Origin of the sequence: Candidatus Methylomirabilis sp., assembly GCA_036000645.1 — a bacterium.
Classification (GTDB): Bacteria; Methylomirabilota; Methylomirabilia; order Methylomirabilales; family JACPAU01; genus JACPAU01.
The window spans coordinates 16,360-27,352 of sequence record DASYVA010000180.1; the positions used below are offsets into that span (position 1 = coordinate 16,360).

13 protein-coding genes are annotated in these 10,993 nt (G+C 72.1%); 5 read left to right on the plus strand and 8 right to left on the minus strand.

Annotated elements, in window-relative coordinates:
• Positions 1-59 precede the first annotated feature (59 nt).
• The 8 genes from VGT06_10170 to VGT06_10205 form a co-directional block, all read right to left on the minus strand.
• Positions 60-491, minus strand: a complete 432-nt coding sequence (locus VGT06_10170) for an FHA domain-containing protein (GenBank protein ID HEV8663488.1) — start codon at positions 489-491, stop codon at positions 60-62.
• Positions 491-1,756, minus strand: coding sequence for a VWA domain-containing protein (locus tag VGT06_10175; protein ID HEV8663489.1), 1,266 nt, complete (start codon positions 1,754-1,756; stop codon positions 491-493). The genes VGT06_10170 and VGT06_10175 overlap by 1 nt, the downstream gene beginning before the upstream one ends.
• Positions 1,757-2,220: 464 nt before the next feature.
• Positions 2,221-3,567, minus strand: coding sequence for a sigma 54-interacting transcriptional regulator (locus tag VGT06_10180; GenBank protein ID HEV8663490.1), 1,347 nt, complete (start codon positions 3,565-3,567; stop codon positions 2,221-2,223).
• A gap of 154 nt (positions 3,568-3,721) precedes the next feature.
• Complete coding sequence (locus VGT06_10185) at positions 3,722-3,859, minus strand: hypothetical protein (GenBank protein ID HEV8663491.1); 138 nt, start codon at positions 3,857-3,859, stop codon at positions 3,722-3,724.
• Positions 3,860-4,116: 257 nt separating this feature from the next.
• Complete coding sequence (locus VGT06_10190) at positions 4,117-5,604, minus strand: sigma-54 dependent transcriptional regulator (protein HEV8663492.1); 1,488 nt, start codon at positions 5,602-5,604, stop codon at positions 4,117-4,119.
• A 16-nt stretch (positions 5,605-5,620) separates the two neighbouring features.
• Positions 5,621-6,772 (minus strand): ATP-binding protein, encoded by a 1,152-nt coding sequence (locus tag VGT06_10195; protein HEV8663493.1) that lies wholly within the window; start codon positions 6,770-6,772, stop codon positions 5,621-5,623.
• A gap of 44 nt (positions 6,773-6,816) precedes the next feature.
• Positions 6,817-7,377, minus strand: a complete 561-nt coding sequence (locus tag VGT06_10200) for a thiamine pyrophosphate-dependent enzyme (protein ID HEV8663494.1) — start codon at positions 7,375-7,377, stop codon at positions 6,817-6,819.
• Positions 7,374-7,880 carry a thiamine pyrophosphate-binding protein gene (locus tag VGT06_10205; protein HEV8663495.1) on the minus strand — a complete coding sequence of 169 codons (507 nt, stop codon included), beginning with the start codon at positions 7,878-7,880 and terminating at the stop codon, positions 7,374-7,376. The genes VGT06_10200 and VGT06_10205 overlap by 4 nt, the downstream gene beginning before the upstream one ends.
• A 287-nt stretch (positions 7,881-8,167) precedes the next feature.
• On the opposite strand from VGT06_10205, the gene VGT06_10210 reads away from it, so the two are divergent.
• The 5 genes from VGT06_10210 to VGT06_10230 are packed head-to-tail and all read left to right on the plus strand — an operon-like array spanning position 8,168 to position 10,870.
• Positions 8,168-8,782, plus strand: coding sequence for a sigma-70 family RNA polymerase sigma factor (locus tag VGT06_10210; protein HEV8663496.1), 615 nt, complete (start codon positions 8,168-8,170; stop codon positions 8,780-8,782).
• Entirely contained in the window at positions 8,779-9,273 is a 495-nt protein-coding gene (locus tag VGT06_10215; GenBank protein HEV8663497.1) for a zf-HC2 domain-containing protein, read from the plus strand. Before VGT06_10210 ends, VGT06_10215 begins: the two co-directional genes overlap by 4 nt.
• Entirely contained in the window at positions 9,270-9,659 is a 390-nt protein-coding gene (locus tag VGT06_10220) for a hypothetical protein (protein HEV8663498.1), read from the plus strand. Before VGT06_10215 ends, VGT06_10220 begins: the two co-directional genes overlap by 4 nt.
• 45 nt (positions 9,660-9,704) lie before the next feature.
• The gene (locus tag VGT06_10225) at positions 9,705-10,010 is read left to right on the plus strand and encodes a hypothetical protein (GenBank protein ID HEV8663499.1); all 306 of its coding nucleotides are present in this window, start codon (positions 9,705-9,707) and stop codon (positions 10,008-10,010) included.
• Positions 10,007-10,870: a DUF4124 domain-containing protein gene (locus VGT06_10230; GenBank protein ID HEV8663500.1), complete on the plus strand. Its 864-nt coding sequence runs from the start codon at positions 10,007-10,009 to the stop codon at positions 10,868-10,870. The genes VGT06_10225 and VGT06_10230 overlap by 4 nt, the downstream gene beginning before the upstream one ends.
• Positions 10,871-10,993: the final 123 nt, after the last annotated feature.

Consider the following 10,993-nt stretch of genomic DNA (forward strand, 5'->3'; position numbering starts at 1 on the left):
CCGAATCCTTCGTTCTCGGGCGGCGAACCCCCCGGGCCGATCCCGGCCCGGGGGATCGGTTACGCCGCCTCGAAGGTGAGGGCCATCTTGCCCAGCCGGATCTCGTCCCCGGCCGTCAGGGCCGCCGCCTCCCGGGGCTTGAGGCGCTTCCGGTTGATGGCGGTGGTATTGGTGGACCCCAGGTCCTCGATCCTGTAGCCCGAGGCCTCCCGGATGATCCGGGCGTGGCGCCGGGAGACTCCCTTCTCCTCGCCGCCGAGCGCGGTCAGGTCCACATCCGGGAAGACGCCGCTCACCGGGTCCTCCCGCCCGAGGATGACCTCGGGCTTTTCCGGCAGGGGGATCGCCTGGCCGTTCGCCCTGAGGACCATCTGCCCCGCGGGGCTGGCCATGGCGGCCGACACGCCCGCGGCCTGCTCCAGGGCTGCCCCGCACTCGTCACAGAACAGGGACCCCGGGATGTTCTCGTGCTGGCACTCGGTGCACTGCATTACCGCTTTCCTCCTTCCTCGGGCGTCGCGATGGACGCCGTCAGCGGCCCCGTGAGACGGCGCGTGCCGTAGCGCAGGGCCTTGCTCCCCGTCGCGCTGAGTGTCCCGGTCTTGGCCAGCTGCGCCGCCTGCTCCCGCGCGACCGCCGCCAGGCCCGACTCCCCGAGCGTGAGAAGCCGTGTGGCCGCCGCCTCGAGCCGCCGCGTGGCGGCCGCCACCGCGCCCTGCTCCGCCTCGCTGAGCGCCCGGGTCTGCAGCCGGAACGCGCTCACCCGCTCCACCACGTTCATGACGGCGGGCACCACCCTGACCGCCGCCGGGTCGGCGGTGCAGTCCACGGTGAGGTCGGTCCGGACCGGGGCCCCATCCCCCTCGAGGGCCGCGTAGCGGAGGGTCACCGCCCCGACCGCGAACGCCCCCGCCACCCGGGCGGGCAACTCCACCTCGAGGAGCACCCCCTGCGGGGCGCCGGCCTCCAGATCCGAGAGCGGCACCCTGAGCGCCCGCTCGCTCGCGGCAGGGACGGGCACCTCGCTGATCATCGGCTTGACCCGATGGACCCGCCGGGCCCGAACGCCCATGGGAAGCTGCAGGTCAAGACTCAGGCCGCGGGCCACGGTCCCCTTCAGGCCTCCCACCTGTTCCAGAAAGCGCGGGGCCATCTCCTCCGGCTCCTTGAGCCAGTGGGAATCCCCTCCGCTCGCGTCTGCCAGGCGCATCAGCAGGGCCTCGTTCCAATCCTCCCCCAGCCCCAGCGTCACCAGCGGGACGCCGGCCGCCCGGGCGGATGCCGCGGCAGCCTCGCAGGCGGCCTCATCCCCCCAGGTCTTCCCGTCGGTGAGGAGGACGAGCCGGCAGGGCCGGCCCCCCTTGGCCTCCGGCGTGAGAGCGGCAACCGCCCGCTCCATCGCCTGGCCGATCTGCGTCCCGCCCCGGGGGGTGAGGACCTGGATCTTGCCCAGGGCGGCCTGCGGATCGGTGAGCGGCCCAACCGGGAGGAGCACTTCCACCTCGTCGTCGAAGGCGATGACCGCGAGCCGGTCCTCCCGGGTCAGGCTCCCCACCACCGCCTGCACCGCCGCCTTCAGGTGCGTGAGCTTCGCCCCCTCCATCGAGCCGCTCCGGTCGAGGAGCAGGCCGAGCGTGACCGCAGGCCGGACCCCGCTGGCCCCGGCGGCCTCGATCAGGAAATGCACCGCCTGCGGAGTCTGGCCGGCGGGGGCGGGCCGCCACGACGGCTCTGCCGTGAGCGTGATCCCGTGCATCTCGCGTCCTCCTTTCTGTGGGGTGTAACCGGGGCCCGTGGGGGCCGCCGGTCCTGTAGTGGGAGACATCGGACACGGTGGGAAGGGCAAGGGCGGTGCCAGGCAAGGGGAGGGAACGGGGAGGAAGCCGGGCGGGGTGAGGGACTATTCGGTCCGCCGCGGAGTTAGCAGGAGGACTGGAGAGGGACGCTCAAGGCCGGAGCAAGCCGTGCGGCCGCTCGCAGGCTCCGAATTCCGGAGGAGCCGGACCGGATTCCGGAGCCGGGCTAATGCAAACGACAGAATGCCCGTGACAGGTCCGGGTCCTGTCGCCGGCGCTGCCCCGGCCCCCGGCCCCCCTGGGGAACCCTCCCGTGGTTCCCCCCCTCGGCCCAGAGCCGATGGGCCCCCCCTCCGCACCGGGGGCCTTCGGGCGGCATCCGGCGCCACCCGGACTGTCTGTCACACGATGTATGTCGTTGGTATTAGTCCGTGATCCCGTACCGCTTGATCTTCTCGTGGAGGGTGGAGACGGCAATCCCCAGAACGCGAGCTGCCTGCTTCCGGTTGCCGCCCGTCGCGCGGAGCGTCTCCGCAATGGTGGCCCGCTCGACGTCGGCGAGGCTACTCGCCCCGGAAGCGGGGGGCGGAGGGGAGGCGGGGGCGCCGGGGAAGACGATCTCGGCCGGCGTGATGGGCCCCCCGCCGCCCATGGCCAGCGCCGCCTGCAGGGCGTTGCGGAGCTCCCGGACATTGCCGGGCCAGGAATGGGTCCGAAGGCGGGCGAGCGCCTCGGGAGAGAGGGGGGGCGGTGGGCCGAGGCCCAGCTCCGCGCCCAGCGTCCTCAGGAAGTGGTCGGCAAGAAGCGGGATGTCCCCGGGGCGGTCCCGGAGGGGGGGGAGCTCCAGGGACACCACGGCCAGGCGAAAGTAAAGGTCCTCCCGGAAGCGCCCGCTCCGGACCTCGGCCGGGAGGTCCCGGTGCGTCGCCGCGACCAACCGGATGTCCACCCGCGCCATCCGGTTGCCGCCGACCCGCTTGACCTCCCGGGTCTCCAGAACCCGGAGGAGCTTCGGCTGCAATTCGGGGCTCAGCTCCCCCACCTCGTCGAGGAAGAGGGTCCCGCCGTGCGCCTGCTCCAACGCCCCGGTCCGGGGCGCCGTCGCCCCCGTGAAGGCCCCCCGCTCGTGGCCGAAGAGCTCGCTCTCCATCAGATTGGGAGGGACGGCCCCGCAATCGAAGACGACGAGGGGTCCTCCGCGGCGGCTGCTCCCCGCGTGCAGGGCCCGCGCCACCAGTTCCTTGCCGGTCCCGGTCTCCCCCCGGATGAGCACGGTGACCCCGGTGGGGGCGACCCGTTCGAGGATGCCGAAGACCTCCCGCATTCGGGCGCTCTCCCCCAGGAGCTCGCCGAAGCGGGTGGCGGCGCTCGGGCGCACCTCGACCCGCTCCGCCTCCAGACTGAACCGCACCCGGGTCCCGCCAAAGGCGAGGAGGGCGCCCTCGGGCAGGAAGGCCTCTTTCACGGGGACCCCGTTGACGCTGGTCCCATTGGTGCTCCCGAGGTCCCGCAGCAGGTAGCCGGCGGGCTGGCGAAGGATGAGGGCGTGGCGGCGGGAGACGGTCCGGTCCGTGAGGGGGAGGGAACTCTCCGGGAGGCTTCCGACACTGACCGGGTCCTGCTCGAGGGTGAGGGCGCGCCCGGCATCCGGGCCCTCGATGACGGTGAGCTTCACGCGCTGGATAAGGAGGGCCGGAGCGCTCCCGGCGCTCGCCATCCGTTCCGTCCCTTCCGGCGCGTCGCCCTCTCCCCTCCCCCGACCCCTGGCCATCGGCGCCTCCGGTTGGCGGCTATTGAAGCACAGGGAGGGGGCGGATTCAACGGGGTGGGCCGCTCCAAAAACACAAAGGCAGAAAAGCGGTGGGAGGGCGCCCGCTTCTCTGCCTTTCAGAGTCACTCAGAGTCAGCCAGAGTCAGATTGGACGTCACGCGGCCCGCTTCACCTCGGCTCCCGCCCGGACCTCTCCCTTCCCCTCGCAGGCGGGGCAGGTGTGGAGCAGCCGCACTGGATCGTACCGGAGATCGGTCCCGCACTCGAGGCACTTAGCCGGAATTCCGGGCATGTGGCACCCCCTCATCCGGCGGCCTCAAGCCTTCCCTCGCGCCTGACCCCCGCCGTCCCTCTGGACCGCTCCCACCGCGGCCGCGGCGGGTGATCCCGCGGGGTGCGTCCCCTCCCCACTCTGGTCGCTCACGCACCCCCGCCGGCCGGGGCGAGGGATTCCCGCCGGGAACGCCCCGACGGAGGTGGACAGGGGGTCCGCCTCCTGCCCTGCCCACCGGCCCTGCACCCCCTAAGATAGGCGGGGGCGGGGTGCCGTCAAGACGCCTCGGTGTCCGGCCCGCTGTTCCGCCGCACCCGGGGCTCCCGACCCCCCTCGATCCCCAGCGCGCGCATCTTCTTCCGGAGGGTGTTCCGGTTGATCCCGAGGATGGCCGCAGCCCGCACCTGGTTGCCGCCGCAGCGGGCGAGCACCGCCTCCAGGAGCGGCCTCTCCACCAGGGCGAGTACGTGCTCGTAGAGCTGCCCGTCCCGCTCCTCCCCGAGGGCCGCGAGGAGGCCCCGCAGGGGCTGCGTGAGGGGCGGGGCCGGCGTCCTCCCCTCCGTCCCCTGACCGCGCAGGGCCTCCGGCAGGTGCTCGGGGAGGATGGCGCCGCCCCGGGCGAAGACGGTGGCGCGCTTGATGACGTTTTCGAGCTCCCGGACGTTCCCGGGCCAGCGATAGGCCAGGAGGAGGTCCATGGCGGCCGGCGAGACCTCCGGAGGCTCCCGCCCGGCCTCCTCCGCGGCGACCCGCAGGAAGTGGGCCACCAGAAAGGGCACGTCCTCCATGCGCTCCCGGAGCGGGGGGAGCTGGATGGTGACCACGTTGAGCCGATAGAAGAGGTCCTCGCGGAACCGGCGCTCCCGGACGGCCGCCGCGAGATCCTGGTTCGTGGCCGCCAGGACCCGGACGTCCACCGGGATGGCCTGTTCCCCCCCGACCCGCTCCGTGACCCGCTCCTGGAGGGACCGGAGGATCTTGGTCTGCAGGGCGCCGGCCATCTCCCCCACCTCGTCGAGAAAGAGGGTGCCGCCGTGGGCCTGCTCGAACTTCCCGCGGCGCGTCGCCACGGCCCCCGTGAAGGCCCCCCGCTCGTGGCCGAACAGCTCGCTCTCCAGCAGGTCCTTCGGGACGGCGGCGCAGTTGACCGGAACGAAGGGTTTCCCGAGACGCCGGCTGTGCAGGTGGATGGCCCGGGCCACCAGCTCCTTGCCGGTCCCGGTCTCCCCCTGGATGAGGACGGTCACGTCGGAGCTGGCCACCGTGCCCACCAGCTTGAAGACCCGCTGCATTGCCTGGCTGACCCCAACCAGCCCCCCGAAGTCGCGGCGGTCGGCCAGGGCCGCCTTGAGCTGGCTGTGCTCGCTGGCCAGCGAGCGGACCTCGAGGGCCCGGCGGACCGTGAGGAGCAGCTCCTCGAGATCGAACGGCTTCGCGAGGTAGTCGAAGGCCCCGCCTCTCATGGCCTCGACCGCGGTCTGGAGGCTCCCGTAGGCCGTCATGACCAGCACGGGGGTGGACGGGGCCTCCTCGGCGAGGCGGGACAAGGCGGCGAGCCCATCCAGGCCGGGCATCTGGATATCGAGGAGGACCAGGTCCGCCCCGCTCCCGGCGGCCGCCGCGATGGCCGCCTCCCCATCGCCGACCGCCTCGACCGTGTACCCCTCCCGCTCCAGGGCGCGGGTGAGGGTCCAGCGGACGCTCTCCTCGTCATCCGCGACGATCACCCGCCCCTTGCTCCCCGCCTCCGGCCCTCCGCTCACGGCCGCCCCCGCGCCCTCACGCGTGCTCCCCGGCCAACGGGAGGAGAACCGCGAAGCAGGTCCCCTCCGCCGCCCCGCCGTGCAGCTCGATCACCCCTCGGTGCTCCTGGACGATGCGCTGGCAGATGGCCAGCCCCAGGCCCGTTCCCTTCTCCTTGGTGGTGAAGAACGGCTCGAACAGGTGGGTGGAGGCCTCCGGGCTCAGGCCGGGCCCCTGATCCACCACCTCCGCCACGGCGACCGAGACGCCCCGGCACCGGGGGGACTTGCGCTCGTAGCTCGTGCGGAGGATCAGCTCCCCGCCCGCCGGCATCGCCTCGGCCCCGTTCCGGATGAGGTTCAGGAAGACTTGGTGGAGCTGGGCCGCGTCCCCCTGCACGGGCGGGATCTGGGGGTCGTACAGCCGCCGGACGCGGACTCCCCGCTCCGTGAGCCCCCCCTCCTCCAGGGCCAGCACTTCCTCGAGGACCTGGTTCAGGTTGCAGGGGAGCAGGCGGACCGGACGGGGCCGGGCGAACCCCAGGATCCCCTCCACCAGGGCATTCAGGCGGTCCACCTCCCGGAGGATGATCCGGCTGTGCTCCCGGAAGGTCAGCGGCAGGGCCGGATCGCTCGCGAGGAGCTGCGCGGTGGCCCGGACACCCATCAAGGGGTTGCGGATCTCGTGGGAGAGGCCGGCGGCCAGCGCGCCCAGGGCGGCCATCCGGTCAGCCTGGCGCAGCTGCTCCTCGAGGTCCCGGATCCGGGTGAGGTCCCGCAGAGTCAGGACGCAGCCGCGGGGCTTTCCGCCGGCGTCGGCCAGAAGCGAGGCCACCGCGCTCACCCAGACCTGTTCCCCGTCGGGTCGCATCAGGGGGGCCCCATGCTCCGCGTGGGCCCGGCCCGTCTCGAGCGCCCGGGCCGCCAGGGCGGGGAGGAGCGACCCGGCCCCCTGGACGGCCGGGAGCGCCCGGCCCACGGCGGAGGTTGCGGAGCGGCCGAGCAACTCCTCGGCCGCAGGGTTCACGGCCAAGACCAGCAGATCCGCGTCCACGACCACCACCCCGTCCTGGAGGCTGGCCAGGAGGTCCTCATAGTAGGCCCGGAGCGCCGAAAGTTCTCGGGCGAGGGCGTCCCGCTCCCGGCGCAGCCCGGCCTCCCCCTGCGCTTCACCCCGCGACTGGTCCATCGCGTCCCGAACCTTTCGAGAGGAGCCAATGATCGCCGAGGGCTTCAGGCACTCCCCAGCGCCTCCATGAACCGCGTCTTGATGAAGACGCAGTCCGCGGGGGGCCGCCCCTCCGAGTTCCCCGGCTCGACCCGGGCCACGAGGAGGCCCGGGCCGGACCGATGGAGCAGCCGGGTGAGGGCCTCCTCGAAGGCCGGCAGGTCCTCCGCGGTGGTCACGGCGGCGATTCCCGCGCCGGCGGCGACAGCCGCCAGGTCGGTCCGGGCGGCGGTCGGCGTCGCCTGCCCCCCCGTCAGGGCGTAGCTCCCGTTATCCCACACGATCACCAGGAGGTTCGGCGGGGCCACAGTAGCGATGGTGGCCAGGGAGCCCAGGTTCATCAGGAGGGAGCCGTCCCCGTCCAGGACGATGACCCGCCGGTCGGGGCGGGCGATCGCGAGCCCGAGACCGACGGAGGAGGCCAGCCCCATGGAGCCCCAGGTGTAAAAGTGCTCGGGGCGATCGCCGGCCAGCGCCAGGTCGTAGGCAGGATTTCCCAGGCTGGCGATGCAGGCGGCGTCCCCAGCGTGCTTGAGGAGGAGGCGCGTTGCCTCCAGGCGCCTCACGGGGGGGGCCCCGCCGTCAGCCGCTTGGACAGGAGGAGGGCGGCGGGTGTTCTGGTCCGGAAGGCGACGTCGGTCAGAGAGGGGACCAGCTCCGGGATCTCGCCAGCGGCTGTGAGCGTGGCGTGTGGCAGCCCAAGGGCCTCCAGGACGGGGCGGGTTGCCCGGCCCATCGGAACCTGGGCCGCGTTCCACTCCCCAGGCTCTCCGCGCAAGCTAATGACCATGAGGAGGGGGATCCGATAGGGGATGGCCAGCGAGGCGAGGGCATTGAGCGTGTTGCCGAGGCCGCTCGTCTGCATCAGGACCGCAGCCCGCCCACCTCCCAGGTGGACCCCCACGGCGATTCCCACCCCCTCCTCTTCCCTGGTCGCCGGGAGCAGGATGGCCTCCGCGTCCGCCCCGGCCAGGCTGATGAGGCGGGAGAGCGGGCTATCCGGGACATGGACGAAGTAGCGGATCCCCCCCTGCCGCAGCCGGCCGTAGAGTATCCCCGACCAGTCCACCCCTCCCCTCCTCGCCCAAGCGGTTCCGCGGCCCCCGCATCGGGGCTCTCGGATGTCACCTTCCCTCGCCTCCTGTTGTATCCCATGTAGGAGGCAATCGCAAGGTTGCCGCCCCGAGCTCTTCCCCGAGGGACCCGTGCATTCAACCACATAGCGCCCGGCCCTCTCCCCCGGCAGGATTTCGTGTATCCTTCCCCTGGCAGGGACCCGGAGGGCGTCAGGGGCCGCCGAGAGGACAAAGCGTGAAACATCCGGTCCGACCGATCCGTCTGTGGAGATAGCAGGAGATGGGTGAGGGGTCGCCCGGGGGGCAGCCGTCAGACGAGGATCTGGTCCGGCGGACCCTGGCGGGGGAGGAGCGGGCCTTTGAAGGGGTGGTGCACCGGCATGGCCGCTTGGTCTTCCGAATCATCCGGGGGATTCTCCCGGACGCGGAGGTGGAGGACGTCGCCCAGGAGGTCTTCGTGAAGGCCTACCGCTCTCTCGCGCAACTGCGCTCGGGCTTCTCCCTCGGCCCGTGGCTGGCCAGGCTCACCACGACCACCTGTTACGATTATCTCCGGGGGAGACAACGACGCAGGGAGGTGACCTTTACCGAGCTGTCCCGCGGGGAGGGGGAAGGCCTCCCGATGACCATCGGGGGGGTGGTGGACCCGCCGACGCTCCGCGAGGAGGATCGCCCGGTGTCCCGCGATCTGGCGGAAAAGCTCTTGAGTCGGCTCTCGCCCAAGGATCGGGCGGCGCTCCTCCTGCGGGAACTCGAGGGTTTTTCCATGGCCGATCTGGGTCGGGCGCTCGGATGTTCCGAGCTCGCGGCCCGGCTGAGACTCTTCCGGGCCCGGCGGACCCTGAAGGCCCTCCGGGATCGCGAGGCTCGCGGGGAGAGAGGAGAGGCCAGGTGAGGTGTCGGGTTGCCAGGGGATGGCTCCGGGAGATGGCCCGCGGAGCCGTATCTTCTGAGGACCGAGCGACCTTGCAAGGCCATCTGGAGACGTGCCCCCGGTGCGCGCGGGAGGCCCGGGCCCTCGAAGCCACGCGGCGTCTGCTGGGGGCCCTCGTCGAGGGGGAGGGCCCCTCCTCCGCCTTTTGCCGGTTGCCGTGGGGAAAGCTCGCGAAGAGCCGGGAAGGAAGGGCCGAGGGGTGGATCGACGCCTTCGCGCTCTTTGCCCCGCGCCTGATCCCGGCGGCGGCGGTCATGGTGGTGCTGCTCGGCGGCCTCACCTACCTCATCCAGCCCCTGGAGCCGCGCCGGGTCGCCCCTCTGGATCGGTACCTGGAGGCGAGCGGGGTGGTCCCGCAGGAGATGGGACCGCTGAGCGAGACCACCACCCTGACCCAGGACGACGTCCTGGCACTGGTCCTCCTGCGCGACGAAGGGGTCGTGGCGCGATGAAGCGATTGAAGGTTCCGGGGGTGCTGGTTGCGGTGTACGTCCTGGGGATTGCCACGGGAGCCCTGGGGTTCACCCTCTATCGGACGGTCAGCGCCCCACCGTCGCCCGCACGATGGCAGGGGCGATTTGACCGGGAGCGCTATGTCGACCGCTTGACCCAGGCACTTGAGCTCCAGGAGGGACAGCGGCAGCAACTCGAGCGGATCCTGGACGACGCGCGGGACGAGTTCGGGAAGCTCCGGCAGACGATTCACCCTCAGGCTCAGGAGATCAAGCAGCAGGCCCGGGCGCGCATTCGCGAGATGCTCAGCCCCGATCAGCAGCGGCGATTTGAGGCCTTCGTGGAGGAATGGGAGGCCGAGAGACAGCGCCGTCGGGAACGGTAGGGTCCCGCTCGGCCTTCCCGGGAGCGAGAGAGACGGATACTCGTCGTGCTCCTCCTTGCCCTGACTGTGTTGGGCGTTTCGGCCGCCCCGGCCTCGGCCCGCGGGGGGTCCCACCCGCATTTCAAGGGCGGCCATCAACCCCGATCCATCCGCCATGGGTTCCGGATCGACTCCCGCCTGCACCCCCATCACTTCGGGCATCTCCGGGCGGTCCGCCACCCCCATTCCATCATCTTCTTCCCACGGTTCGTCCTCCCGTCCGGCGCCTGCGACCCGGTCCGGGTCCCCGGCCGCTGGTTCTGGACCGGGGGCGAGTGGGTGTGGGCGACCGAGCACTGGGGGTGCCGGTGAAGAGCGGAGCGGCACGGGGCCACCCGCTCCTCCTGGCGTGCGGCCTTTCCTTCATGCTCCTTCCCGCCCCGGCCTGGCCTGACGTCTACACCTGGGTGGACGAGCGGGGGGTCCAGCATTTCGTCGGGGACGCCGGGGACATCCCGGACCGGGCCCGGGACCGGGCTCGCCTGTTTCTTGTCTCCACTCCACCCCGAAGGGGGGGGACCGCCCCGGGGCCACCCGAGGTCCTTCTCGCATCGCAGGAAGGGAGTCCTGCTTCCCCTGCTCCAATCAACCAGGGGTCCTTCGCCGTTTCCCTGGCCGAGGGGCTGGGTCTGGCGGATCTTCCCACTCCGCCCGAAGCGGCGACCGTCCTGGCGCAACGAGGCATCGTCCCCCCCGGCGGCTGGGTCCTCGGGGGCGCGATCACTCCCGGGTGGCTGGCCGACCTGGCCCGTTCGCTCCTCGCCGCGAGTTCGGCGGGGTTGATCCCGCATTCTCCCGGGGAGGCCTTCGGGATTCTGGAAGGAGTGGCGGCAGCGGTCGGCGTGGCGCTCGTGCCCATCGAGCCTCCCCTGCCCCCCCGGCCACCGACGGTCGAGGTTCCAGCCCAGGTGGTAATCTACGAGTCGGTCGTCGTCCCCGCCTTCCGGTTCCGCCACGCCCCGTTCTTCCACCACCGGCACCTCCGCAAACGGGTCCTGACAGACCCCGGAAAACCCCACGCTCGTCGGCGACCCGCGACCTTGTCTCCGCCGCAGCCGGCGGAGGAGGCGAGTGGACGGTTCCACCGCCTCGGGAACGGTTTCCACCGGATTGGTCCTGGGTTCCACCGGCTCGGGAGCCCTCAGTTGCCCCCGCGGCGGGGGCGCCGCTGATTGCTGAGGGGTGCAAACCGGCGGCGCGTTGCCGTCCGGAGCCCCCGGCACCCGTAACGACGGGTTCGGTGGCTCGAAGGAAGAGTACATGGGGCGGCGTAGTCTCCTGATCATCGGGGCGGC